We start from the raw sequence: 24,967 nt of genomic DNA, 5'->3' as shown, positions 1-24,967 counted from the left end.
GATCAGCATCGCCCACGTCGACGTGGCGATCAACGCCTTCTCCGCGGCGCCGATCGCGCCCTTCGGATCGAGCACGTCGAGCCCGCACCCGGACAGCGAGGCGAGCGCACCGATCGCCCCGAACCACGACAAGCTTCTCAAAGCCTTTCTATTCATCACATTCGCCAGCAAGATGTATCGCACTCCGATCGAAACCGTCGGACGACCGGTTCGCGGAAGCGCTCGCATCATACGGCCGGCGAGCGAGATGAAAATCAGTCAATGAGACAAATCATCTTTGCCGAAAATGACAGTGCGACACGATGTCACAGCGTTGGCGGCGCCTGTTTCGATGCGGTGGGAAGATGAGTTGCGCATGTGCGCGTGCGTGCGCGTATACGCGCGAGAAGAAGGCCGCCGGAGACGGAATGGCCGTCGCAGCGGCCGGACACGCGATTGACAACGCGCGCGCGAGGTGCTCGACGTGCGGGCGATCAGCCGCCGCCGCTCGGGCGCGGCGACGCCGATTGTACGCGGCGCGCGCGACGGCCGCACGTTTCGCTACGCCCGCTTCGCTTCAACACGCCGTCGATCGTGCGTCGCATTCGAATGCGCCGCGGCGTCGGAATTGTCGGCATGACGGAAAGCGAAGCCGGCAATCGTGATCCGCCGCCGTCGCGTCATTCGCTTCGATGAACGCGGCGGCGCTGCGCGCGGACACCGGGCCGGCGAAGCAGCCCGTGCCGCCTCAAATGCATGCCGATGCATGCGAATCCCGGCGATCGGTCTCCGAAATGCACCGACATGCGCCGACGTGCGCAAACATGCGCGGACATGCTCCGACTTGCGCGAACGCACGTTTAGTCCCGCCCAAACACGCGACGATCGCGCCGGCGCACGCCGCCCGCCGCACCGCGCTCAAAGCCGTGCGGCGAGCCTCGCGCCCTGGTCGATCGCGCGCTTCGCATCGAGCTCGGCCGCCCGCTCCGCGCCGCCGATCAGATGCACCGGCACGCCCGCCGCCTTCAGCGGCTCGTACAGCGCGCGCTCGGGCTCCTGCCCCGCGCACAGCACGATCGTATCGGCCTCGATCACGGTCGGATCGAGACGCTCCTTGCCGAACGTCACGTGCAGCCCCTTGTCGTCGATCAGCTCGTAGTTGACGCCGCCGATCATCTCGACCTGCTTCATCTTCAGCGTCGCGCGATGAATCCAGCCGGTCGTCTTGCCGAGCCCCTTGCCGAGCCCCGTCGCCTTTCGCTGCAGCAGGGTGACGCGGCGCGCGGGCGGCGCGATCTCGCCGAGCGTCACGCCGCCGCGCGCGAGCGCGGGGTCGGTCACGCCCCACTCCGCTTTCCATGCGTCGAGATCGAGCGCCGGCGATTCGCCGTCCTGAACGAGAAACTCCGACACGTCGAAGCCGATCCCGCCCGCGCCGACCACCGCGACGCGCTCGCCGACCGGCTTGTTGCGCGCGAGCACGTCGATGTAGGTCAGCACCTTCGGATGATCCTGGCCCGGAATGCGCGGATTGCGCGGCGCGACGCCCGTGGCGAGCACGACGTCGTCGTAGCCGGCCGCGATCAGCTCGGCCGCGTCGACGCGGCGGCTCAGACGCAGCTGCACGCCCGTCAGCTCGATCTGGCGTGCGAAGTAACGCAGCGCCTCGTGAAACTCCTCCTTGCCCGGAATGCGCTTGGCCATGTTGAACTGGCCGCCGATCTCGGCCGCCGCGTCGAACAGCTCGACGCGATGCCCGCGCTGCGCGAGCACCGTCGCGCACGCGAGGCCGGCGGGCCCCGCGCCGATCACCGCGATGCGCTTCACGTTCGCCGCGCGCGCATAGTTCAGCTCCGTTTCGTGGCACGCGCGCGGATTCAGCAGGCACGATGCGATCCGATTCTTGAACGCGTGATCGAGGCATGCCTGATTGCAGCCGATGCACGTGTTGATCTCGTCGGCGCGCCCCTCGGCCGCCTTCTTCACGAACTCGGCGTCGGCGAGGAACGGCCGCGCCATCGACACCATGTCCGCACAGCCGTCCGCGAGAATCTGCTCGGCGACTTCCGGCCGATTGATCCGGTTCGTCGTCACGAGCGGAATGCCGACCTCGCCCTTCATCTTCTTCGTGACCCACGCGAACGCGCCGCGCGGCACCGACGTCGCGATCGTCGGCACGCGCGCCTCGTGCCAGCCGATGCCGGTGTTGATGAGCGTCGCGCCCGCGCGCTCGACCGCCTTCGCGAGCGTCACGACTTCGCTCCAATCACTGCCGTCCGGAATCAGATCGAGCATCGACAGCCGATAGACGATGATGAAATCGCGGCCGACCGCCTCGCGCGTGCGCTCGACGATCTCGACCGGCAGCCGCATCCGGTTCGCGTACGAGCCGCCCCATTCGTCGGTGCGCTTGTTCGTGTGCAGCGAGATGAACTGGTTGATCAGATAGCCTTCGGAGCCCATGATCTCGACGCCGTCGTAGCCCGCTTCGCGCGCGAGCTGCGCGCAGCGCACGAACGCGCGAATCTGCCGCTCGATGCCGCGCGCCGTCAGCTCGTGCGGCGTGAACGGCGAGATCGGCGACTTGAGCCGCGTCGGCGCGACCGCGAACGGGTGATAGCCGTAGCGGCCGGTATGCAGGATCTGCAGCGCGATCTTGCCGCCTTCCGCATGCACCGCGTCCGGAATCACGCGATGGCGGCGCGCCGCGGCGCCCGTCGACAGCGTGCCGCCGAACGGCTTCGTCCAGCCCGCGACGTTCGGCGCGAAGCCGCCCGTGACGATCAGGCCGACGCCGCCGCGCGCGCGTTCGGCAAAATAGTCGGCGAGGCGCGGCAGCGTCTTGCGGCTGTCTTCGAGGCCCGTGTGCATCGACCCCATCAGCACGCGGTTGCGCAGCGTCGTGAAGCCGAGATCGAGCGGGGCGAGCAGGTGTGGGAACGGAGTCGTCATCGGGTATCGCGGGAACGGATTGATCGGGATCGTTACATCGTAGGCGCACGCACCGCTTGTCCGTGAGGGGGCAAATAGCCAGAATGCTTGTCATTCGTGGCCAATTTTGGCCACACTCGTCCAGTTCACGACACGATGACGCGACGAACGACGAAAGACCACCTGGGCCTGCGCCGGCCGACGATTCCGGTCGCGTACCTGCGGCATCTGCTGAAGGTGTTCGAGGAGCGCGGCATCGACGCGCGCGATGCCCGCGCGGGCACCGGCCTGCGCGACGACGTGCTCGGCGAACCGGACGCGCGCGTCGCGCCTTCGCAATGGGGGCGGCTCGTGCTGAATGCGATCCGGCTGAGCGGCGACGAGGGGATCGGCTTCGAGCTCGGGCTGCGGCTGCGGATGTCGGTGCACGGCTTTCTCGGCTACGCGGCGCTGACGGCCGCGGACCTGCGCGCGTCGCTGCTCGTCAACGCGCGCTATTTCCGGATGCGCAACCGGCAATACCGGCTGCACTACGCGGAGCGCGACGACGGCGCGACGCTTTCGCTGCACGGCGTGCAGGCGAGCCCCGTGCTCCAGCATCACGCGATGTTCGAGATCGTGCTCACCGGGATCGCGCAGAACGTCGGCACGGTGACGGGGCGCGCCGCGCCGCCGATCGAGCTGCAATTCGCGTGGCCGCAGCCCGGCTATTACGCGCGCTATCGCGACCGGCTGCCGCCCGTGCGCTTCGATTGCGCGTCGAACGCGCTGTGGGTGTCGCGCGATGCGCTCGACTGGCCGCTGCCGATGGCGGACGAAGTCGCGCATCAGCAGGCGCTCGCGCAGGTCGAACGCGAATATGCGGACGTGCGCCACGAAGAAGGCGATCTGGTCGCGCGCGTGCGCGCGGAACTCGCGCTGGCGGCGCAAGGCTATCCCGAGCCCGACGCGCTCGCGCGGCGCCTCCTGATGTCGACGCGCACGCTGAGGCGGCGCCTGCTCGATGCGGGTTCCGGCTACCGCGCGCTCGTCGACGAGGCGCGGCTGCGCGACGCGCGCCGGCTGCTGCGCGCATCCGATCTCGATCTGAAGACGATCGCCGAGCGGCTGCAATTCTCCGACCCGGCGAACTTCACGCGCGCGTTCCGCAAGTGGACGGGTCTCACGCCGAGCGCGTATCGGGAAGCGGGCGACGACGTCGAGCGATAGACGGCGCGCGGCGCGCAATCGCGCCGCGATTCGCACCGGCGCGAGCGCAAGCTGTTGTCGATGCGCGTCACGCGAGCGCAACACGTGTTCATGCGTGCAACGCGCGCGACGACGGGCGGGAACGCCCGGCCCGCGGACGCGAATCCGCTCGCCCGCCGCTTGCCCGCCGCTCGCCAACCGCTCACCAACCGCTTGCCGTCCGATCGCCGTCCGACCCCCGCGACGCTTCGCGAGCGCGAGCTGCGGACGCCTCACGAACGAGCGGGCGACGCGCGCCGTCGCTCGGCAACCGGCGCGCGCGGCTCGTTCGCATACGCGTCGAGCCCCTCGACCAGCGCGTCGAACGCCGCCCGGCAGCGCGGACTGCCGCGCAAATCCTCGTGCATCGTGACCCACATATCGAGCCGTCCGGCAAACGCCTTCGGCAGCACGCGCACGAGCGCGGGATCGCGCCTCGCGAGCGCTGCCTGGCAAATGCCGATGCCCGCGCCGCCGCGAATCAGCGCGAGGTGCGCGAGATCGCTGTCGGTGCGCAGCGTGAACGCGCCGCGGTCGAGCCCCGGGAACGACTTCGCGGCCATCTGCCGGATGAACGCCGTCGGGCGGTCGTAGCCGATCAGCGCATGGCGAACCAGTTCGTCCACATTGCGCGGCGTGCCGCGCCGCGCGAGATAGTCGCGATGCGCATGCAGGCCGAGCTCGATGCCGCCGATGCGCCGCGCGATCAGCTGCGTCTGTTCGGGGCGCGTCATTCGCACCGCGACGTCGGCCTCGCGGCGCAGCAGATCCTGAATGCGGCTCGTCAGCGCGAGCTCGATCTTCAGCGCCGGATGCCGTTGCTGCAAGCGCGCGACGATCGGCGGCAGCACCTCGACGCCGATCACGTCGCTCGCCGAGATCCGCACGACGCCGCGCACGTCCTTGCCGAAGCTCGTTGCCGTGCGCGCGAGCGCATCGGCCGTGCTTTCCATCGCCTCGGCGTCCGCGCGCAGCGCGAGCGCCACGTCGGTCGGCATCAGCCCGGTCGACGATCGCGTGAAAAGCGGCACGCCGAGCGCCGCCTCGAGCGCGGCCACATGCCGGCCGACGGTCGGCTGCGTGAGGCCGAGCACGCGCGCCGCGCCCGACAGCGAACCCTTGCGCAGCACGCCGAGGAACGAACGATACAGCTCCCAGCCAATTTCCGAGCCCATACGAAAATGTATAGCCGTTAGACGAGATTCGGTAATGTTAATCGATCCGCGCGCGGCGCAGAATGCGCCTGTGGATCACGTTCAGGAGCAAGCGATGGCGACTCTCGACACGGCGCTCGTGGTGGGCGCGGCGGGCGGAATCGGTGGAGAAATGGCGCGAGCGCTGCGCGACGCGGGCTGGCGCGTGCGGGCACTCGCGCGCTCGTCGCCGGCGGCGAATGGCGGCGCGGCGGACATCGACTGGCGGCTCGGCGACGCGTTGAATCCGCGCGACGTCGCCGATGCCGCGCGCGGCTGCGCGGTGATCGTGCACGCGGTCAATCCGCCCGGCTATCGCCGCTGGAACGAATTGGTGCTGCCGATGCTCGACAGCACGATCGCGGCCGCAGCGCGCGAACGCGCGACGATCGTGCTGCCCGGCACCGTCTACAACTTCGGGCCCGACGCCGGCCACCTGCTGCGCGAGGATTCGCCGCAGCGCCCGCTGACCCGCAAGGGCGCAATCCGCGTCGAGATGGAACGGCGCTTGCACGACGCCGCGGATGCGGGCGCGCGCGTTCTGATCGTTCGGGCCGGCGACTTCTTCGGCCCCGGTGCGCGCAACAACTGGTTTTCCCAAGCTCTCGCGAAATCCGGGCGGCCCGTGCGGACCGTACGCTCGCCCGGCCGCGCGGGCGTCGGCCATCAGTGGGCGTATCTGCCCGACGTCGCGCGCACGATGGTCGAATTGCTCGCGCGCCGCGACGCGCTCGACGCATTCTCGTGCTTCCACATGGCCGGCCATTGGGACGCCGACGGCGCGCAAATGAGCGCGGCGATCCGCCGCGTCGTCGCGCGGCGAACGGGCGTCGAGCCGCGCATCGCTGCGTTTCCGTGGTGGCTCGTGACGCTCGCGTCGCCGTTCGTCACGACCTGCCGCGAAATGCGCGAGATGCGCTATCTGTGGCGCGAAGCGCTGCGCATGGACAACGCGAAGCTCGTCGCCGCGCTCGGACGCGAGCCGCACACGCCGCTCGACGCGGCGGTGGAAACGACGCTCGATGCGCTCGGCTGCCTGAGCGGCCGCGCACCGCGCGTTGCGCCGTCATCGCGCTGACAATGCGGCCGCGTCGATCCCGAGCCGCTCTCGCAAGCCCGTCCAGCCGCGCGGCGTGACCTGTATCTCGCGTGACGCCGCGACGCGCCGCAGCCATCCGCGCTCGCACAGGCAGCGCATCAGCTGCGCGCCGAGCGGGCCCGCCAGATGATGCTGCCGCTCGGTCGAATCGAGGCATTGGGTCGCGACGCCTCGCCGGCCCGCCGTCAAGCCGTCGACCTCCACGCCCAGCTCGGAAAACCACGCGCGCCCCGACGGCGTGACGTCGAAGCGCTTGTCCGGCGCGGCTGCGAGCAGGCCGAGCGCCTGCATCCGCTGCGTCATCGCGACGCCCACGCGCCCCGCGAGATGGTCGTAGCAGCAGCGCGCGAATTGCAGACGCCGCATGCCCGCGCGCGGACGCGGCGGCAGCGGACGCCGCGTCTCGATCGCAGCGAGACTTTCGAGCGCGAACGCGACCTGCGGGCTCGACAACCGATAGTAGCGATGCCGCCCTTCCGATTCGACGGCGAGCAACTCGCCGTCCACGAGCTTGCGCAGGTGCGAGCTCGCCGTCTGCGGGCTCACGCCGGCCACGCGCGCAAGCTCGCCCGCCGGCCGCGCGCGGCCGTCCAGAAGGCTCACGAGAATCGCGAGACGCGCCGGGTCGGCGATCAGGAACGCGGATGTGACGATGTTCGCTTGAGCTTCCATGGGAGATCCGTCGAATCGAGCGGTGTCGACGAAGATAGCACCGCCCGGCCGCCGACGCTTCGATGCGCGTCGAAACATCCGGCGCACCGGCGCGGCTACGCTTGACGAACCTTCCCGTCGCCGCCTTCGCCAAGGAGCCCGAAATGACCGACACGACGCCTGCAGAGATCCGACACATCCACGCCGCATGGCACGACGCCGTCGTGCGCCGCGACCTCGACGCGCTGATGGCGCTCTACGCGCCCGACGCGATACTCGAGACGCCGCTGATCGTCGCCGTGCTGCGCGAGCGCCCCGACGGAGTGCTTCAGGGCAGCGCGGCGATCCGCGCGTTCTTCGAAGCGGGATTCCGGCAACTGCCGAACGAGCTTGCACGCTGGCACCGCACCGATACGTTCTTCACGAACGGCCGGCAATTGATCTGGGAATATCCCCGCGAAACGCCGCAAGGCGATCAGATCGACCTGATCGAATCGATCGACGTCGCCGGCGGGCGCATCGCGCGCCACCGGGTCTACTGGGGCTGGGCCGGATTCAACGCGCTCGTCGCGGCGATGAAGCGCGCCGAATCGGCCGCGTGACGCGGCAAGCTTCGGCAAGAGAAAAAGACGAAAAAGGACCGCACGCCGCGCGGCCGTGCGATACGTGCCGCCGCGTCCGGGCGCAAGCGCGCATTCGCCGCCGGCTCACCGGCACGGCGGCGGATTGGAGCGCGCGGCCCGGGCGGGCTCGACACACGCACCCGCCGGCCGATGCAACACCGACACGCATCGGCCGTTCCGTCGGCGCTACGCTTGACGCGGCGCGTCGACGGGCGGCGTGCCGTCGTGAAAAAGCGTCTTCAGCTGCGCGCGCAATTCCGGCGAATCGGTATGACGATGAACCGTGACCGCGTGCTGCACGGCGGCCTCCATCAATTCGTCATCCGAATCGGCGGACAGCGCGACGGTGCAGTGCATTTCGCTCGGAAACTCCCGGCAATCGATGTATTTGCGAGCCATGACGCCCTCCTCGCATGTGATCTGAAGCCAACCTGACGATCGATCTTCCCCCGGGGCAATCGCTTCGGAAACGACGATGACGCGCATCGAACGAAGTGATGGTTGGATTCTAGGTCACGGCGAAACGGTTCGTTAGGCTAACCGATGAAGAACGCGAACGCGCGGCGCACCGCGCGCCCTCGCGGCATTCGCCGCCGTCCCGACGGCCCGCTCCTCGCGCGCGCTCGCAACGCATGACGCAACCGCGCCGCGTCATTCGTGCGGCGGCAGGTAATCCATCTGGAATTCGTCGTACAAGCGATAGATCAGTTCGAGCATCGCGCGGATGTCCTCCGATTCGTCGAGCATCCGCGTGCTCATGATGATCGGCGACACGAGATTCGAATCGTCGAGCTCCTTGTAGCCGACGTCGTCGCGCTTGAGCCCGTACACGCTGTGCGGCACGACCGATACGCCCTCGCCCGCCGCGACGAGCCCGAGCGCGATCTGCAGCTCGCGCGTCTCGTAGATCCGGCGCGGCTTCAGCGCGCGATCGTGAAACGCGGCGAGCACCTGGTCCGCGTAGCTCGGCCGCGGCGTCTTCGGAAAGATGATCAGCGTCTCGTTGACGAGATCGTGCAGCGACAGCACCGGCTTCGCCGCTTCGAGCGGATGCCCGAGCGGCAGCGCGACGATCATCCGCTCCTCGCGCAACACGATGCGCCGCACGCTCGGGTCTTCGTGGCGAATGCGGCCGAAGCCGACGTCGATCCTCCCCTCCTTCAGCGCCTTGATCTGATCCATCGTCGACATCTCGTGCAGGCTCAGCTCGACCTCGCCGTATTCGTCGCGAAAGCGGCGGATGATTCTCGGCAGCATCCCATACAGCGTCGAGCCGACATAGCCGACCGACAGCGCGCGCTCGATCTTGCCGATGCGCTTCGTCATCGATTCGAGCTCGGCCGTCTGCGCGAGCAGTTGCACCGCGTGCGAATAGAAGAAGCGCCCCGCATCGGTCATCTTCAGCGGCCGGGCGTGCCGCTCGAACAGCATCACGCCGAGCGCGTCCTCGAGCTGCTGGATCTGCCGGCTCAGCGGCGGCTGCGCGATGTGCAGGCGCTCGGCCGCGCGCGTGAAATTCTGCTCCTCCGCGACCGCGACGAAGTAGCGCAAGTGCCGCAGTTCCATCTTCATACCTCGTGGATATCGATCCGATACTCAATCGGTGTTGGACGCACCGTTTTGCCGGCAACTATCCTCAATCTGACCGCGTTGTCGTCAAGCACTATACCTGCGAAGCATCGCAGGTTCATCCGGGTTTTCCGCACGACGCGCATTGCGGCGCAGCGACGGACCGCTCGTCCGGACGCACGCCGGCCACGAACAGAGCCCATCAGGAGACGCCCCCCATGATCCCGATCTACCCGGATCGTCACCCGACGCTGCGATGCATCGACGACTTCCTCGTCGAGGACAAGGCGCACGGCGACTACCGCCTGCACCGCAGCGCGTTCACCGACGAGATGCTGTTCGAGCTGGAGATGAAGCACATCTTCGAAGGCAACTGGATCTATCTCGCGCACGAGAGCCAGATCCCGAACGCGAACGACTATTACACGACCACCATCGGCCGCCAGCCGATCGTGATCGCGCGCAACCGCCAGGGCGAGCTGAACGCGTTCGTCAACGCGTGCACGCATCGCGGCGCGATGCTGTGCCGGCACAAGCGCGGCAATCGCGCGAGCTACACGTGCCCGTTCCACGGCTGGACGTTCAGCAACAGCGGCAAGCTGCTCAAAGTGAAGGACCCCGAAGGAGCCGGCTATCCGGACTGCTTCAATCGCGACGGCTCGCACGATCTGAAGAAGATCGCGCGCTTCGAGAACTACCGCGGCTTCCTGTTCGGCAGCCTGAATCCGGACGTCGAGCCGCTCGCCGCGTATCTCGGCGACGCCGCGCGCATCGTCGACATGATCGCCGACCAGTCGGCGGACGGCCTCGAAGTGCTGCGCGGCGCGTCGACGTACACGTACGAAGGCAACTGGAAGCTCACCGCCGAGAACGGCGAGGACGGCTATCACGTGTCGGCCGTGCACTGGAATTACGCGGCGACCGTCAATCACCGCAAAACGGATGCGCAGCACGAAGACGCGATCCGCGCGATGGACGCGGGCAAATGGGGCCGCCAGGGCGGCGGCTTCTACGCGTTCGATCACGGCCACATGCTGCTGTGGACTCGATGGGCGAACCCGGAGGACAGGCCGAACTTCGATCGCCGCGACGAATTCGCCGCGCGCTGCGGCGGCGACATCGCCGACTGGATGATCCGGAACTCGCGCAATCTGTGCCTGTACCCGAACGTCTATCTGATGGACCAGTTCGGCTCGCAGATTCGCGTGCTGCGGCCGCTCGCCGTCAATCGCACCGAGGTCACGATCTACTGCATCGCGCCGAAGGGCGAAGCGCCCGACGCGCGCGCGCGCCGCATCCGCCAGTACGAGGATTTCTTCAACGCGAGCGGGATGGCGACGCCCGACGATCTCGAGGAATTCCGCGCGTGCCAGCAAGGCTATGCAGGCCGCGCGGTCGAATGGAACGACATGTGCCGCGGCGCCGCGCACTGGATCGAACGCCCCGACGAAGCCGCGCGCAAGATCGGCATCCGTCCGCTGCTGAGCGGCGTGAAGACCGAGGACGAAGGGCTGTACACGGTCCAGCACCGCTACTGGATCTCGACGATGAAGCAGGCGCTCGCCGCCGAAAGGAGCCGCGCATGAAGACGATCGACATCGCGGACATCCGCGCGTTCCTCTACCGCGAATGCCGGCTGCTCGACGACAAGGCATGGGACGCGTGGCTCGACTGCTATCACCCGGAGGTCGTGTTCTGGATGCCGTCGTGGGACGACTCGGACGAGCTCGTCACCGATCCGCAGCGCGAGATCTCGCTGATCTACTATCCGAACCGGCAGGGGCTCGAGGATCGCGTGTTCCGCATCAAGACCGAGCGCTCGAGCGCGACGATGCCCGATACGCGCACGAGCCACAACGTCGCGAACGTCGAGCGCGAAAGCATCGAGGGCGACGTGCACATCGTGAGATTCAACTGGCACACGCTCAGCTATCGCTACAAGACGGTGTCGAGCTACTTCGGAACGTCGCGCTACGCGATCGACTTCTCAGGCGACGCACCGAAGATCGTCAGCAAGTACGTCATCCTGAAGAACGACTACATCAACCAGCTGATCGACATCTATCACATCTAGCCGGCCGCGCGCCGCACGCCGCTCGCCGCGTCGCGCCCGAGGAACGCATCATGGAACACCGCATCGCTCTCCAGTTCGAAGACGGCGTCACCCGCTTCATCACGTGCCGCGACGGCGAAACGCTCGCCGACGCCGCGTATCGCCAGCAGGTCAACCTCCCGCTCGATTGCCGCGACGGCGCGTGCGGCACCTGCCGCTGCCGCTGCGAATCGGGCGACTACGACCTGCCCGAATCGAGCTACATCGAAGACGCGCTCACGGCCGACGACGCCGCCCGGCGCTACGTGCTCGCGTGCCAGACGCGCCCGCGCGCCGATTGCGTGATCGACGTGCCCGCGTCGTCGGCCGCATGCAAGACGAGCGCCGTGCGCCACGAGGGCACGCTCGCGTCGATCGAGCGGCTGTCGGCATCGACGATCCGCTTTTCGATCGACGTCGACGAGCCCGCGAAGCTCGCGTTTCTCGCGGGCCAGTACGTGAACGTCGAGATTCCCGGCGCGGGCGCGACGCGCTCGTACTCGTTCAGCTCGCAACCGGGCGACGCGCGCGTGTCGTTTCTCGTGCGCAACGTGCCGGGCGGACGGATGAGCCGCTATCTCGTCGACGAAGCCGCGCCCGGCCAGCGCATCGCGTTCTCCGGGCCGCACGGCAGCTTCTATCTGCGCGACGCCGCGCGGCCCGCGCTGTTTCTCGCGGGCGGCACCGGCATCGCGCCGTTCCTGTCGATGCTCGACGTGCGCGCGACGCGCGACGGCGCGCCGCCCGTGCGGCTCGTCTACGGCGTCACGCGCGACGACGATCTCGTCGCGCTCGATCGCATCGGCGAAATCGGGCGCCGCCTCGCCGGCTTCGAGTACCGGACCTGCGTCGCGGACGATGCGAGCGCGCATCCGCGCAAGGGCTACGTGACCGCGCACGTCGAACCCGAGTGGCTGAACGGCGGCGACGTCGACATCTACCTGTGCGGCCCCGTGCCGATGGTCGACGCGGTGCAGACGTGGCTGCGCGAGCGCGGCGTCACGCCGACCAATCTGTACTTCGAAAGATTCTCGTCGAGCAGCGGATCATGAATCGCCAACATGCACCCGGCCGCTTCGGCGGCAAAGTAACGGTCGTCACGGGCGCCGCGCAAGGCATCGGGCGCGGCGTCGCATTGCGCGCGTCGCGGGAAGGCGCAACGACGGTGCTCGTCGATCGCGCGGAATTCGTGCATGACGTCGCGGCCGAAATCGCGGCCGAAGGCGGCCGCGCGCTCGCCGTCGTCGCCGACCTCGAAACGTACGCGGGCGCGGAAGCGATGGCGCGCGCGGCCGTCGACGCGTTCGGCGCGATCGACGTGCTCGTCAACAACGTCGGCGGCACGATCTGGACGAAACCGTTCGATCGCTACGACATCGCGCAGATCGAGGCGGAAATCCGCCGCTCGCTGTTCCCGACGCTGTGGTGCTGCCGCGCGGTGCTGCCCGGCATGATCGAGCGCGGCCGGGGCGCAATCGTCAACGTGTCGTCGATCGCGACGCGCAGCATTCATCGCGTGCCGTACGCGGCGGCGAAAGGCGGCGTCAACGCGTTGACCGCGAGTCTCGCGTTCGAGCATGCGGCGCACGGTGTGCGCGTGAACGCGGTCGCCGCCGGCGGCACCGACGCGCCGCCGCGCAAGGTGCCGCGCAACGCCGAACCGCAAGGCGACGACGACGCGCGCTGGTATCGCGCGATCGTCGACCAGACCCTGTCGTCGAGCCTGATGCACCGATACGGAACGATCGACGAGCAAGTCGCCGCGATTCTGTTTCTCGCATCGGACGAAGCGTCGTACATCACCGGCTCGGTGCTGCCCGTCGGCGGCGGTGATCAGGGTTGAGCGCCGCGTGCGTGCGCACGCGTGCGTTTGCGTGTGTTTGCGCACGCGTATGAACGCTGCGGAATTTCATGCGCGAACTCGCGGCGCCGCGCGCACGAATTCCGCTACGTCGTCGAGCACCGGCAGAAAGCGCCGCATCGGCAAGCCCAGTGCGCCGACGAGCAGCGCATGCCCGATGCGCGGATAGAGCCTGACCTGCACCGCGCCGCCCGCGGCGGCGACGCGCGCAGCGAACCGCGCCGTGTTGCCCGGCCTCACCGTCGCGTCGTTTAGGCCCGATACGAGCAGCATCGGCGGCTCGCTGCCATCGACGAAGCGGATCGGCTGGCTCGCGTCGCGCACGGGCTCGGGAAAAATCCGCATCAGCGTCGCGTCGGCGAGCGGCAGGAAATCGTACGGACCGGCGAGCCCGACCACGCCCGCAAGATCGCGCTTGCCCAGACCGTGCGCATCGAGAAAGCGGCCGTCGGTCGCGAGCAGCGCCGCGATCTGCGCACCCGCCGAGTGACCCGCGACGTACACGCGGCGCGGGTCCGCGCCGAGCTCGGCCGCATGATCGCGCGCCCAGCGCACCGCCGCGGCTGCGTCTTCGACGAAGTCCGGAAACACCGCGCCCGGATACAGCCGATAGTCGGGAATCGCGACGACGCAGCCGCGCGACGCAAGCGCCTCGCCGACGAACCGGTAATCGCCGCGCCGGCCGCTCTGCCAGCTACCGCCATAGAAGAACACGACGAGCGGCTTGCCGTCGCCGCACGTGCGCGCGCCGCGTCCGGCCGGCAAATAGACGTCGAGCGAACGGCGCGGCCCCGCACCGTAGACGATGTCGAAACGGCCGACAAACGTCGCGCGGCGGGCCGCCGCGTTCAGTACGACCAACGGATTGCGGCCGGCCCACACGCCGAGCGTCACGGCCGATCCGATCAACATCATCCCTGCCAGCATCGCCTGCTCCTCGGTTACTCGAACGACGACGCGCGCACGCAACATTCAAACGCTTCGAACGCGCGCGGCGCATTGCCGCGCAGCCGCGCCGCATCCGATCCACACACCTTTCCGCTGCGAGAATCGTCTTCCCTGAAAAACCGGTAAACGATAAAGCGGCCAAATAGTCGATTCGTAGAGTGTCGTCTCGGTATTGCGGGACTCGCTCGCTCCGCACCCACACCGGCGATGGCCGTGTGCAATGCGCTCGTCGAACCTCGCCGCGCTGCCGCGCGAGTTCGACGGCGGCGGCCTGATCCGGCGCCGCGCCGATTCCGACGACGGCCGCAAGGGCCGCATGTCGCCGACCGCGAGCGGCGAGCGGCGAGCGGCGAGCGCCACGTTCGCTCGCGCGACGTTCGCGATGCGCCACGCACGCCGTCGAGCGTCAAAACAAAAGCGACGGGCAACGCGAACAAAAAAAGCGGCCGGCCCGATGCCGGGCCGGCCGCTCGTCGACATTGCAGCGAGCGTCGCGCGGCGAGCGCGCGACGCGATGCATTACGAAGCCGCTTCGGGGCTCGACGGCACGCGCACGGCCGCCGCCTCGCGCGCTTCGCGCGCCGCCGCGCGCTCGTGCTCGGCGACCCACGACGCGATGTCCATCTCTTCGAAGCGAACGAAGCGCGTCTTGTGAACGAGCCGGTAGCCGAGCCACACGACGAGGAAGAGCGGAATGCCGACGTAGGTCGCGAGCACGCCGACCCAGTCGATCTTGTTCGCGAGGAACGCCTGATAGTCCTGGCCGAGTGCGATCACGATGCACAGCGCGAACGCGAAGATCGGGCCGTACGGATACAGGTTCGACTGATACGGCAGCTGATCGATCGAGAAGCCCTGGCGAACGAAGCCCTTGCGAAACCGATAGTGGCTGAGCGCGATGCCGAGCCACGCGATGAAGCCCGTCATTCCCGACGTGTTCAGGAGCCACAGATAAACCGTCTTGTCGCCGTACAGCGACGACAGGAAGCACAGCGCGCCCACCGCGGTCGTCGCGTACAGCGCGTTGCGCGGCACGCCGCCCGCCGACAGCTTCGCGAACAGCTTCGGCGCGCGGCCTTCGGTCGCGAGGTTGTAGAGCATCCGCGTCGACGCGTACATTCCCGAGTTGCCCGCCGACAGCACGGCGGTCAGGATCACCGCGTTCATCACGCCCGCAGCGAACGCGAGGCCCGCATGACGGAACACGAGCGTGAACGGGCTCACGCCGACGTCGGTCACGTCGCTCTTCAGCAGGCTCGGATCGGTATAAGGAACCAGCACGCCGATCACGAAAATCGCCAGCACGTAGAACAGCAGGATGCGCCAGAACACCTGACGCACCGCGCGCGGGATCGTCGTGCGCGGGTTTTCCGATTCGCCGGCGGCGACGCCGATCAGCTCGGTGCCCTGGAACGAGAAGCCGGCGATCATCGCGACGCCCATCATCGCGGGCAGGCCGCCCGCGAACGGCGCGTCGCCGATCGTGAAGTTGCTCCAGCCGTTGCTCGGGCCGCCCTTCAGGATGCCGAAGATCATCAGCAGCCCGACGCCGATGAACGCGAGCACGGTGACGACCTTGATCAGCGCGAACCAGTATTCGGCCTCGCCGAAGCCGCGCACGGTCAGCACATTGAGGAGGAACATCACGCCGAGGAACGCGGCGCTCCACCAGACCCCCGGCACGTCGGGAAACCAGTAATGCATGACGAGCTGCGCGGCGACGAGCTCGACCGCGATCGTCACCGCCCAGTTGTACCAGTAGTTCCAGCCGAGCGCGAAACCGAAACCCTCTTCGACGTATTTCGCGCCGTAAGTCGCGAACGAGCCGGACACCGGCATGAACGCGGCCATCTCGCCCAGGCTCATCATCAGGCAGTAGACCATCACGCCGATCAGCAGGTACGCGAGCATCGCGCCGCCGGGGCCCGCCTGCGAGATCGACGCGCCGGACGCGACGAAGAGCCCCGTGCCGATCGAGCCGCCGATCGCGATCATCGTCAGGTGACGGGCTTTCAGGCTGCGGCGCAGCTCGGGAGGTTTCGATTGTGCGGTTGAACGGTCGGAATTCGGGTGTGGTGACATAAAGGGCTGGCAAGGAGCGGCGGGCGACGGTTCGACGCCGCGCCGGGCAGGACGCCGGATTCGGCGCGTCCCCGGGACGATCTGCGGCGCGCCGCCCGGTGCCGACCGGGCGCGCCGCGCCACACGCATTTTTTGCGCAGCGCGGATTCTACCCGATTCATCAGAGCACGCCTGCAACACGGCGTGCTGCGACGCGCAAGATAACCGCCGGCAAAACGCTTTGCCGATCAATGGGTTGCGCGCAGAACGCGGTGCATCGGGGCGCGCCGCCGCGCGTCGCGAGCCGGCGCGCCCCGATGCACCGCGTCATCGAAAAATATGATGAATCCGAAAACGCCCGGTATTCGCTGCGGTGCGGCACGCCGCGGCGGACAACGGACCATGCACCGCGAACGGCGCACGCGTGCGGCGGCGGCGCCCGAAAAACGGAAGGGCCGCTCGTAGCGGCCCTTCTCTTCTCCCTGATTTGCCTGCTTATCCTGCCTTACAGCGCTGCCTTACAGCGCTGCGTTACATCGCGATCGCGGCCTCACACCGCCTGCGGCACCGGATGCAGCGGCACCCGGCGCGGCGCGGCCTTCGCCGCCTGGCGCGCGTTGCTCGCGTCGATCTCGGCGATCAGATCGTCGAGACGCTCGAGGTGCACGCTGTTGTCGTGATCCCACGGATGGAAGCCCGGGCGGAAGTAGTCGATCCATTCGCGCGCGATCAGCGCGAAGATGCCGTTCTTCGGGCCCCACAGATACTTGACCAGCTTGCCGATGCCGAGGCCCTTGCCGATGCGGCGACGATGCGAGATCAGCAAGCGCGTGTTGAAATCGAACAGCGTCGCCCAGAACACGACCGTGACGAGCATCATCATGCTCGTGCGCAGCAGGTAGCTCTTCAGGCTCAGCTTCATCACGGTGCGCCACACGTCGTATGCGACCGCCTTGTGCTCGGTTTCCTCCATCGAGTGCCACATCCACATCTGGCGATAGCCGTCGACTTCGCTGGTGGTGATGCGGTTCGCGAGCACGAGGCCCGTGAACATCGCGGTGTAGTGCTCGAGCGCCATCGTGATCGCGAGCTGCATCGAATTCGGCAGCGCTTTCTTGAACCAGCCGAGCACCGTCCACAGGCGCTTGTCGAGCTTGTGCGCGGGCATGCCCGCCGCCTGCAGCAGATCGTTGAACTCGACGTGCTCGCGCGTGTGCATCGCTTCCTGGCCGATGAAGCCCGCGATGTCGCGCTTCAGATTCGGCTCCTCGACCCGGTCGCGATAGTTGCGCACCGAATCCATGAAGAAGCGCTCGCCCGCCGGAAACAGCAGCGACAGCGCGTTGAACAGATGCGTCACGCCCACGCCTTCGGTGTGCCAGTCGCAGATGCGGTCGGGCGGCAGGGCGAAGCGAATATCGCGACGAACAATAGCATTCACGGTGTTTGTCTCCAGGTCCCGTCATGGGACGTCGGTGCGACTCGATGCAACGCCCCCGATGGTTCGATTTGGGAATTGGGGCGTGGTCGCAATCTCACATCAAACCATCAATCAACGTTACATTGATGGATGTCATCATAGAAGACGATCCAAGTCCGCGCAAGAACGACTTCACGCAAAAAACACATTCTTCGTTGCGGAATTTCCCTTACCCGCGTGCGCAAGCCCCCGTGCGCGCGGCTTGCGCGGCTCGCGACGACGCCCGAGCGTCTCCTTCAAACGGCGCGCGGGCACACCGGGCATTCGCGTCGGCCGCATGCGGCATGGCGACGTTCGCCGCTTGCTTCGGCAATCGCGAAGGCTTTCGTCGCAGCGCACAAGCTGCATCGCACCAAGCCCCGGATTCGCGGCTCGGAAGATGCTGCTCTTCGCTCGCAGGCATTCTCCCGTTCGCGTCGGCACTGTATTCGCCGCGTTGCAGCACGACGCCGCGCATCGCGATGCCGGCGCAGGCGGCGCTCGCCCAAGAGGCGATGCGCGAGCAGCGCGCCGACGCGCGCATCGGCTCATGCCCCTTTTTCGCCGCATGCGCGCGATGCGTGGCCGCACAGATTGATCCACGTCAGCAATGCGCGCGACGCGTGTAGTGCAATGAACGCATCGGACATCGCACGTTTCCCTAGGGGGTCTCATGAAACTCACGTTCCTCGGCGCGACGGAAACCGTCACGGGCTCGAAGTATCTGCTCGAGGACGGCGGGACACGCGTCCTGATCGACTGCGGGCTGTTCCAGGGCACGAAGAACCTGCGGCTGCGCAACTGGAGCCCGCTGCCCGTGCCCGCCGATTCGATCGACGCCGTCGTGCTCACGCATGCGCATCTCGACCACAGCGGCTATCTGCCCGTGCTCGTGCGCGAAGGCTTCCGCGGGCCGGTCTATTGCACGCACGGCACGGCGGAGCTCTGCGAGATCATGCTGACGGACAGCGCACGGCTCCTCGAGGAAGAAGCCGAGTTCGCGAACCGCCACGGCTACTCGAAGCACCATCCGGCGTTGCCGCTCTACACCACCGACGACGCGCAGCGCGCGCTCCAGCGTCTCGCGCCGCGCGAATTCGACGCGCCGACGCCGCTCGCGGGCAGCCTGCACTTCCGCTTCCTGCCGGCCGGGCACATTCTCGGCGCGGCGAGCGTCGTCGTCTGCTGGCGGCACACGCTGCTCGCGTTCTCCGGCGATCTTGGCCGCGCGCACGATCCGATCATGCGCGCGCCCGTGCCGCCCGTTCATGCGGACTATCTCGTCGTCGAGTCGACGTACGGCGACCGGCTGCACGACACGAGCGATCCCGAAGCCGAGCTCGCCGACGTGTTCTCGAAGACGTTCGCGCGCGGCGGCGTGGTCGTGATGCCGTGCTTCACCGTCGGGCGCGCGCAGGAGGTCCTGTATTACATCGCACAACTGAAAAAGACCGGACGGATGCCGCACGTGCCCGTGTTTCTCGACAGCCCGATGGCGACGAGCGTCACCGAGATCTACCAGCGGCGGCTCTCCGATCACCGGCTCACGATGTCCGACGCGGACGCGATCAGCCACGCGGCGGTGATGGTCCGCACGGTCGAGCAGTCGAAGGCGATCGCCGACCACAACGGGCCGATGGTCATCATCGCGGGCAGCGGAATGGCCACGGGCGGCCGCGTGCTGTATCACCTCGAGCGCTACGCGCCCGACAGCCGCAACACGATCCTGCTCGTCGGGTATCAGGCGGCGGGCACGCGCGGCGCGGCGCTCGCCGCGCACGAACCGACGCTGAAAATCCACGGCGAATACGTGCGCGTGCGCGCGCAGGTCGAAATGATCTCGTCGCTGTCCGCGCATGCGGACTATGGCGAGATCCTCGGATGGCTCGGCGCGCAGTCGAGGGCGCCCGTGCGCACGTTCGTCACGCACGGCGAGCCCGCGGCGGCCGATGCGCTGCGGCGGCGGATCGAGGAATCGCTGCACTGGCGCTGCGAAGTGCCGTCGTATCTCGAATCGATCGAGCTGGAAGACACGCCCGCGCGAACGACGTGAATGCGACGAGGCAAACGCAACGCCGGACACGTGGCCATCTCCGGCGCATCGGAATGCGCAACGCTTCGGGGGAATCGGCCGGATACCGGGCGGCGTGCGCCGATTCGTAGGCACCGGCGTAACGAATCGGCTGACGAATGCCGTGCGGGAGGCACGTCTGCGGCAAGATCAGGCGCCGATGTTTCGGTTCCCTGAACGATCGCGCGAATCGATCGCGCGATCGTGCCGCGAAGTGATCTCAACCCGGCTCGGCGCCGCCGCCGGATGTCGAGCAACGCGGAAACGAAGCATGCGAGCGTTGCCGTCATGCAAGGCAACGCGCCGCACGAAAGAGGCGTTCGCCGCCGCTGCGCACAACGCCGGCGGCCGCGCCTCCACCGCCTCGACTCGGCGGGTGCCGACTTCGCGCGGCGGGCGCCGGCGCGGCCACGATCAGCACATGTGCATCCCGCCGTTGATCGCGAGATCGGCGCCGGTGACGAACGCGGCGTCGTCCGAGCACAGGAACGCGATGAGCGCGGCCACTTCGTCGGGCCGCCCAAGCCGGCCGACCGGAATCTGCGGAAGAATCTTCGCTTCGAGCACGTCCTGCGGCACCGCTTCGACCATCGCGGTCGCGAGATAGCCGGGCGACACGGTGTTGACCGTGATCCCGCGTTTCGCCGTCTCGAGCGCGAGCGTCTTCGTGAAGCCGTGGATGCCCGCCTTCGCCGACGCGTAGTTCGCCTGACCGAACGCGCCGCGCGAGCCGTTCACCGATCCGATGTTGACGATGCGCCCGAAGCGCCGCTCGACCATGCCCGCGATGAACTGTTTCGTCACATTGAACATCGCGTCGAGATCGGTTCGCATCACGGCGTCCCAGTCGCCCTTCGTCATCTTCAGGAACGTCGCGTCGCGCGTGATTCCCGCATTGTTGATCAGCACGTCGACCTTGCCGAAATCCGCGAGCACCGTTTCCGCGCACCGCTCGCACGATTCGAAATCCGCGACGTCGACGCTGTACGCCTTGAAGTCGCGCCCGGCATCGCGCTCGTGCATGAGCCACGTCGACACATGATCGTTGCGCTCCGAATGCGACACCGCCACGGCCATGCCGGCGTCGTACAGCCGCCGACTCACCGCGGCGCCCAGCCCGCCCATACCGCCTGTCACGAACGCCACGCGTTTTGCTTCCATCACGGCCTCCCGATAAGATGCCCGGCGCGACATCGACGCCGCGCGGCCCGCGAGCGATGTCGCGCGGCCGCCATCCGGGCATGGGTTGAGAAATATGTTGCTTGCGGCTCGCGGCGAACGCGCGCACCGATTCATATGTGCGGCAACGTGTCGACGCCCGTTGCCGTGACGTTGCGTGTCGTCCCTCTACGCCATCGCGTTTTACTGTAAGCACGCACTCACGCGATCCGTTGACCTGAGTCAAACGGATGCACGGCACCGACGCACAGCCCTGCTGTAGGAAACGCCCTACAACGCTACGCTGATGCCTACCGGAAGTTCAACGTTCGACAGTATCGATGCGGCAATCCGCGTTGCATACTGACAAGCGTAGGGGTGGTCTTCGAATGATCATTCCGACCCGCGTTTCGTCGTCTATGCTCTTAGCGGGCGGGCTTGCCTCGGCTGATTCGGCAATCGCAACGAAACGACGGATTGCGCACGACGAGATGCAAGCCTCGCTCCCGGACGGCAGTTCCGGCCGTTTGCCATCATCGTCCGGCATGCCGCGCAGCGCAGTCGCCCTTCTTCGCCGACGCCGCCGCGCAATGCGGCACTGCGTGCCGCGCCACGTGTCTGCGCGCTCGACCGTGCCAGTCGAGCCCGCCGCATGAAAGGAGCCGATTATGCTGACCGCCTCAGCCAATGAAGCCGCGCCCTCGTCCGTGCCGCAACGGCCCGTGTTGCAGTTGCATCCCGTTGCGGCCGAGGACACGCCGAAGCAGCCGGCGACGCGCTGCTCGACCTGCGCGACACGCAACGTGTGCATGCCGGCCAGCCTCACGCCGAGCGAGCTCGCCCGGCTCGACGCAATGGTGTGCACGACGCGCCACGTCAAACGCGGCGAAGCATTGTTTCGCACGCACGATACGTTTCAGAGCATCTATGCGGTGCGCACCGGCTCGTTCAAGACGGTCGTCATGCATCGCGACGGCCGCGAGCAGGTGACGGGCTTTCAGATCGTCGGCGAAACGCTCGGTCTCGACGGTGTATGCGGCGGCCGCCACAACAGCGATGCGATCGCGCTCGAGGACAGTACCGTCTGCATCATCCCGTTCGCGCAGCTCGAAGCGGTGTGTCGCGAAGTCAAGCCGATGCAGCACCACGTACATCAGTTGATGAGCGGCGAGATCGTCCGCGAATCGAGCCTGATGATGCTGCTGGGCACGATGACGGCCGAGCAGCGCGTCGCCGCGTTCCTGCTCAACATCTCCGAGCGTTTCCAGAAACGCGGCTATTCGGCGTCGGAGTTCAATCTTCGGATGACGCGCGAGGAAATCGGCTGCTATCTCGGGATGAAGCTCGAAACCGTCAGCCGGATGTTGTCGAAGTTCCAGCGCGACAAGCTGATCGCGCCGCGCGGCAAGCAGATTCGCATCACCGATCCGCAGGGGCTCGCGCGCGTGTGACGCGTCGCCGGCGCGGCGCACGCCCGAAGCCTGAAGCCGCGCGCGCATCTTCGATGAAGCCGCTTGCTTCGCGGCGGGAGCGGTGCGCCCGTGCGCCGCGCACGGACGCCGCTTGATTCAGCGCATCGTCAGCACCGCCGCGCCCGTCAGGCGCCCCGAGCGCAGATCGTCGAGCGCCTGGTTCGCTTGCGCGAGCGGATACGGCGTCGCCTCCACGTCGAGCTGCACGTCGTTCGCGATCCGCATGAATTCCGCCGCATCGTCGCGCGTCAGGTTCGCGACCGACACGATCCGCCGCTCTCCCCACAGCAGGTCGTACGAAAACGACGGAATGTCCGACATGTGAATTCCGCCGCACACGACGACGCCGCCCTTCGCGACCGCCGCGAGCGCGGCCGGCACGAGCGCGCCGACCGACGCGAAGATCAGCGCGGCGTCGAGCGGCTCGGGCGCGGGCTCGTCGCTGCCGCCCGCCCATGCCGCGCCGAGCCGGCGCGCGAGCTGCTGCGCCGGGACATCGCCGGGGCGCGTGAACGCGTAGACCGTGCGCCCCTGGAAACGCGCGACCTGCGCGACGAGATGCGCGGCCGCGCCGAAACCGTACAGGCCGATGCGGCGCGCGGGGCCCGCCATCTTCAGCGTCCGGTAGCCGATGAGGCCCGCGCACAGCAGCGGCGCCGCGTGGACGTCGTCGTAGCGGCTCGGCAAGTGTACGCAGAAGCGCGCGTCGGCGACCGTGCGCTCCGCGTAGCCGCCGTCGATCGTGTAGCCGGTGAAGCCGGGGGCATCGCACAGGTTCTCGCGGCCGCTCTTGCAGTACATGCAGTGGCCGCATGCGCGGCCGAGCCACGGCACGCCGACGCGATCGCCGATCGCGAAGCCCGCCGCGCCCACGCCGAGCGCGGCCACCGTGCCGACGATCTCGTGGCCCGGAATCACCGGCCGCTTCGGATCGCGCAAGTCGCCGTCGACGACGTGCAGATCGGTCCGGCATACGCCGCACGCGTGCACGTCGATCAGCAGTTCGCCCGACGCCGGCCTCGGATCGGGCAGCTCCGCCTCGCGCAGCCGCGGCGCGCCGCCGTCGAACACCATCGCGCGCATCAACGCGCTCCCGAGCGCCGCGCATGCGCGGCGTCCGCCGCCCGCGCGTGCGAGGCGAGGCGTTCGCGCACGCGCCTGATCGCGATCACGCGCAGGTAGTCGTGAACGCGCGCGCCGTCCGCAAGGCGCGCGATTTCGTCATCGAGCATGTGCATCAACTCTCCCTCCGTGATCGAGCGCCGCCGCGCGGCGGCGAGCAGCGAATCGAAAAGCATGTCGTGGTGCATGATGCGTGCCCCTGTGCGTCGTCGAATCCGTTGATGTCCATCGGTTCCAGCGTAGGTGCATCGTCATCGATTGAACCCCCGCGGCACGAGGGCGGCTTGACCTGGGTCAAGCGTCGCCGGTTCGCCGCCGCGCCGACGCGCGGACACGCGGACACGCCTTGCGCCGGCACGCGCCGATGCAAGCATCGCAGCACGCGACGCGCGCGCTGCGCGGCGCGCCGTCATCGTCCTGCCGCGACAATTTCGCCCGGATCGCATTGACCTGCATCAATGGTCGCGCCCCGTCGCCGCTTAGACTGGAATCGAATCTCCGATCGAGGTACGCGCCATGTTGAACAGTCTGCCGAATCTTGCGCTGGCGTGCATGCTGGGCGCGGTCTGCATCGGCGCGGCCGGCGATGTGCGGGCGCAAGTGCGCGAGCCGACCGAGCTCGTCGACCAGCAGCATTGCATGTTCTGCCACGCGCCGAACATGCCGTTCCTCGCGCCGTCGTTTCATCAGATCGCGGAGCGCTATCGCGACGTGCCGAATGCCGCCGAGATGCTCGAGCAGAAGCTGCGTCTCGGCGGGCGCGCGCACTGGGGCGACGCGCCGATGCCGACCGCGCCCGAGCGCGGCGGCCCGCTGTCGAAGGAAGACGCGCATACGTTGATCCAATGGGTCATGAGCCAGTAGCGCGGCGTCGCCGCGCATTTTGCAAGGAGCCAGCCGTGCGCATCACCGTTCATCTCGATACGTTCGCGTCCGCCGATCCGGCCGCCTACGCGATCCTGTGGATCGACACGGCGGAGCGCAGGTGGTCGCGCGAAGGCCATGCGGGCGTCGAGCTGCCCGCATGGGGCAACGTCGTCTGCCGCGACGGCGCGACCCGCGTGACAAGCGCCGACGATTCGCATTCGCTGTGCGTGCTCGAAGGTCTCGACCTCGGCGCGAAGCACGGTCCGTTCGAAGGCGAGACGGGCGCGGCGCACTGGTATCGTCACGCGCACCACTCGCCCGTCGTCGGAGAGTGGCACGTGCAGTGCGTCGACGAAACCGCCGCGCCCGCCGAGCACGAGCTGTTCACGGGGCGCGAGGCATCCTGAGCGGACGGCGTCGCGCGGGCGCGAAGCGTCGCCCCGCGCGCGCCGATGTGTCCGTGCGGGATGCGCTCGGGGAATTTTCGGAGTCTTCGGGAGTCACCTGTTCGTCGCTTCGTCGCTTCGTCGCTTCGTCGCTTCGTCGCTTCGTCGCTTCGTCGCTTCGTCGCTTCGTCGCTTCGT

At 67.9% G+C, this 24,967-nt stretch carries 23 protein-coding genes and 1 pseudogene; 12 read left to right on the top strand and 12 right to left on the bottom strand.

Annotation, left to right across the window (positions count from 1 at the left end; genetic code table 11):
* Together WS91_RS33550 and WS91_RS17485 are read right to left on the bottom strand one after the other, a co-directional pair.
* Positions 1-156: pseudogene (locus WS91_RS33550) on the bottom strand (ubiquinol oxidase subunit II); the annotation flags it as partial.
* 741 nt (positions 157-897) lie between these two features.
* The gene (locus WS91_RS17485) at positions 898-2,931 is read right to left on the bottom strand and encodes an NADPH-dependent 2,4-dienoyl-CoA reductase (RefSeq protein WP_038753638.1); all 2,034 of its coding nucleotides are present in this window, start codon (positions 2,929-2,931) and stop codon (positions 898-900) included.
* A 135-nt stretch (positions 2,932-3,066) separates the two neighbouring features.
* Between WS91_RS17485 and WS91_RS17480 the strand changes: the two genes are divergently transcribed.
* Positions 3,067-4,119: an AraC family transcriptional regulator gene (locus WS91_RS17480; protein WP_059641729.1), complete on the top strand. Its 1,053-nt coding sequence runs from the start codon at positions 3,067-3,069 to the stop codon at positions 4,117-4,119.
* Between the two features lie 251 nt (positions 4,120-4,370).
* On the opposite strand, the gene WS91_RS17475 is transcribed toward WS91_RS17480, so the two are convergent.
* On the bottom strand, positions 4,371-5,312 hold the full coding sequence (locus WS91_RS17475) for a LysR family transcriptional regulator (protein WP_059670696.1): 942 nt from the start codon (positions 5,310-5,312) through the stop codon (positions 4,371-4,373).
* Positions 5,313-5,406: 94 nt separating this feature from the next.
* Here WS91_RS17475 and WS91_RS17470 point away from each other — a divergent pair, with 94 nt between their 5' ends.
* Positions 5,407-6,408 carry an NAD-dependent epimerase/dehydratase family protein gene (locus tag WS91_RS17470; protein ID WP_059670697.1) on the top strand — a complete coding sequence of 334 codons (1,002 nt, stop codon included), beginning with the start codon at positions 5,407-5,409 and terminating at the stop codon, positions 6,406-6,408.
* Here the strand turns inward: WS91_RS17470 and WS91_RS17465 are convergent.
* Entirely contained in the window at positions 6,397-7,101 is a 705-nt protein-coding gene (locus tag WS91_RS17465) for an ArsR/SmtB family transcription factor (protein ID WP_059579288.1), read from the bottom strand. The two genes, WS91_RS17470 and WS91_RS17465, sit on opposite strands and share 12 nt — an antisense overlap.
* Positions 7,102-7,244: 143 nt before the next feature.
* On the opposite strand from WS91_RS17465, the gene WS91_RS17460 reads away from it, so the two are divergent.
* Positions 7,245-7,682 carry a nuclear transport factor 2 family protein gene (locus WS91_RS17460; protein ID WP_038753692.1) on the top strand — a complete coding sequence of 146 codons (438 nt, stop codon included), beginning with the start codon at positions 7,245-7,247 and terminating at the stop codon, positions 7,680-7,682.
* A gap of 207 nt (positions 7,683-7,889) precedes the next feature.
* Here WS91_RS17460 and WS91_RS17455 read toward each other — a convergent pair whose 3' ends face one another.
* Both WS91_RS17455 and WS91_RS17450 read right to left on the bottom strand, forming a co-directional pair.
* Positions 7,890-8,102: a DUF1059 domain-containing protein gene (locus WS91_RS17455; RefSeq protein ID WP_038753695.1), complete on the bottom strand. Its 213-nt coding sequence runs from the start codon at positions 8,100-8,102 to the stop codon at positions 7,890-7,892.
* Positions 8,103-8,354: 252 nt separating this feature from the next.
* The gene (locus WS91_RS17450) at positions 8,355-9,269 is read right to left on the bottom strand and encodes a LysR family transcriptional regulator (RefSeq protein WP_038753698.1); all 915 of its coding nucleotides are present in this window, start codon (positions 9,267-9,269) and stop codon (positions 8,355-8,357) included.
* 221 nt (positions 9,270-9,490) lie between these two features.
* On the opposite strand from WS91_RS17450, the gene benA reads away from it, so the two are divergent.
* The 4 genes from benA to WS91_RS17430 are packed head-to-tail and all read left to right on the top strand — an operon-like array spanning position 9,491 to position 13,207.
* Complete coding sequence (gene benA, locus WS91_RS17445) at positions 9,491-10,858, top strand: benzoate 1,2-dioxygenase large subunit (protein ID WP_059670695.1); 1,368 nt, start codon at positions 9,491-9,493, stop codon at positions 10,856-10,858.
* On the top strand, positions 10,855-11,346 hold the full coding sequence (gene benB / locus WS91_RS17440) for a benzoate 1,2-dioxygenase small subunit (protein WP_038753656.1): 492 nt from the start codon (positions 10,855-10,857) through the stop codon (positions 11,344-11,346). The genes benA and benB overlap by 4 nt, the downstream gene beginning before the upstream one ends.
* A gap of 50 nt (positions 11,347-11,396) precedes the next feature.
* Positions 11,397-12,416: a benzoate 1,2-dioxygenase electron transfer component BenC gene (gene benC / locus WS91_RS17435; RefSeq protein WP_059670694.1), complete on the top strand. Its 1,020-nt coding sequence runs from the start codon at positions 11,397-11,399 to the stop codon at positions 12,414-12,416.
* The gene (locus WS91_RS17430) at positions 12,413-13,207 is read left to right on the top strand and encodes a 1,6-dihydroxycyclohexa-2,4-diene-1-carboxylate dehydrogenase (protein ID WP_059670693.1); all 795 of its coding nucleotides are present in this window, start codon (positions 12,413-12,415) and stop codon (positions 13,205-13,207) included. Before benC ends, WS91_RS17430 begins: the two co-directional genes overlap by 4 nt.
* A gap of 66 nt (positions 13,208-13,273) precedes the next feature.
* Here WS91_RS17430 and WS91_RS17425 read toward each other — a convergent pair whose 3' ends face one another.
* The 3 genes from WS91_RS17425 to WS91_RS17415 all read right to left on the bottom strand — a co-directional run bounded on the left by WS91_RS17425 (position 13,274) and on the right by WS91_RS17415 (position 17,675).
* Positions 13,274-14,152 (bottom strand): alpha/beta hydrolase, encoded by an 879-nt coding sequence (locus tag WS91_RS17425; protein ID WP_082744933.1) that lies wholly within the window; start codon positions 14,150-14,152, stop codon positions 13,274-13,276.
* Between the two features lie 540 nt (positions 14,153-14,692).
* Positions 14,693-16,255, bottom strand: coding sequence for an amino acid permease (locus WS91_RS17420; RefSeq protein ID WP_059670692.1), 1,563 nt, complete (start codon positions 16,253-16,255; stop codon positions 14,693-14,695).
* Between the two features lie 529 nt (positions 16,256-16,784).
* Entirely contained in the window at positions 16,785-17,675 is an 891-nt protein-coding gene (locus WS91_RS17415; protein WP_059670691.1) for a metal-dependent hydrolase, read from the bottom strand.
* 125 nt (positions 17,676-17,800) lie between these two features.
* On the opposite strand from WS91_RS17415, the gene WS91_RS33535 reads away from it, so the two are divergent.
* Both WS91_RS33535 and WS91_RS17405 read left to right on the top strand, forming a co-directional pair.
* Positions 17,801-18,322 carry a hypothetical protein gene (locus tag WS91_RS33535; RefSeq protein ID WP_156432388.1) on the top strand — a complete coding sequence of 174 codons (522 nt, stop codon included), beginning with the start codon at positions 17,801-17,803 and terminating at the stop codon, positions 18,320-18,322.
* A gap of 44 nt (positions 18,323-18,366) precedes the next feature.
* Entirely contained in the window at positions 18,367-19,746 is a 1,380-nt protein-coding gene (locus WS91_RS17405) for an MBL fold metallo-hydrolase RNA specificity domain-containing protein (RefSeq protein ID WP_059670689.1), read from the top strand.
* Positions 19,747-20,178: 432 nt separating this feature from the next.
* Here WS91_RS17405 and WS91_RS17400 read toward each other — a convergent pair whose 3' ends face one another.
* Positions 20,179-20,925 (bottom strand): beta-ketoacyl-ACP reductase, encoded by a 747-nt coding sequence (locus tag WS91_RS17400; RefSeq protein WP_059670688.1) that lies wholly within the window; start codon positions 20,923-20,925, stop codon positions 20,179-20,181.
* A 665-nt stretch (positions 20,926-21,590) separates the two neighbouring features.
* Here WS91_RS17400 and WS91_RS17395 point away from each other — a divergent pair.
* Positions 21,591-22,373: a helix-turn-helix domain-containing protein gene (locus WS91_RS17395; RefSeq protein WP_038753677.1), complete on the top strand. Its 783-nt coding sequence runs from the start codon at positions 21,591-21,593 to the stop codon at positions 22,371-22,373.
* 117 nt (positions 22,374-22,490) lie between these two features.
* On the opposite strand, the gene WS91_RS17390 is transcribed toward WS91_RS17395, so the two are convergent.
* Positions 22,491-23,477 carry a zinc-dependent alcohol dehydrogenase family protein gene (locus tag WS91_RS17390; RefSeq protein ID WP_059579320.1) on the bottom strand — a complete coding sequence of 329 codons (987 nt, stop codon included), beginning with the start codon at positions 23,475-23,477 and terminating at the stop codon, positions 22,491-22,493.
* Positions 23,477-23,704, bottom strand: a complete 228-nt coding sequence (locus WS91_RS17385; RefSeq protein WP_038753684.1) for a DUF3562 domain-containing protein — start codon at positions 23,702-23,704, stop codon at positions 23,477-23,479. Before WS91_RS17385 ends, WS91_RS17390 begins: the two co-directional genes overlap by 1 nt.
* A gap of 328 nt (positions 23,705-24,032) precedes the next feature.
* Here WS91_RS17385 and WS91_RS17380 point away from each other — a divergent pair, with 328 nt between their 5' ends.
* Together WS91_RS17380 and WS91_RS17375 are read left to right on the top strand one after the other, a co-directional pair.
* The gene (locus tag WS91_RS17380) at positions 24,033-24,380 is read left to right on the top strand and encodes a c-type cytochrome (protein ID WP_038753687.1); all 348 of its coding nucleotides are present in this window, start codon (positions 24,033-24,035) and stop codon (positions 24,378-24,380) included.
* Positions 24,362-24,790: a DUF3564 domain-containing protein gene (locus WS91_RS17375; protein ID WP_059670687.1), complete on the top strand. Its 429-nt coding sequence runs from the start codon at positions 24,362-24,364 to the stop codon at positions 24,788-24,790. Before WS91_RS17380 ends, WS91_RS17375 begins: the two co-directional genes overlap by 19 nt.
* The last annotated feature ends 177 nt before the right edge of the window (positions 24,791-24,967 follow it).

The organism is Burkholderia sp. MSMB1498, assembly GCF_001526245.1.
Lineage (GTDB): Bacteria > Pseudomonadota > Gammaproteobacteria > Burkholderiales > Burkholderiaceae > Burkholderia > Burkholderia savannae.
This window is presented reverse-complemented; position numbering and strand designations above follow the sequence as displayed.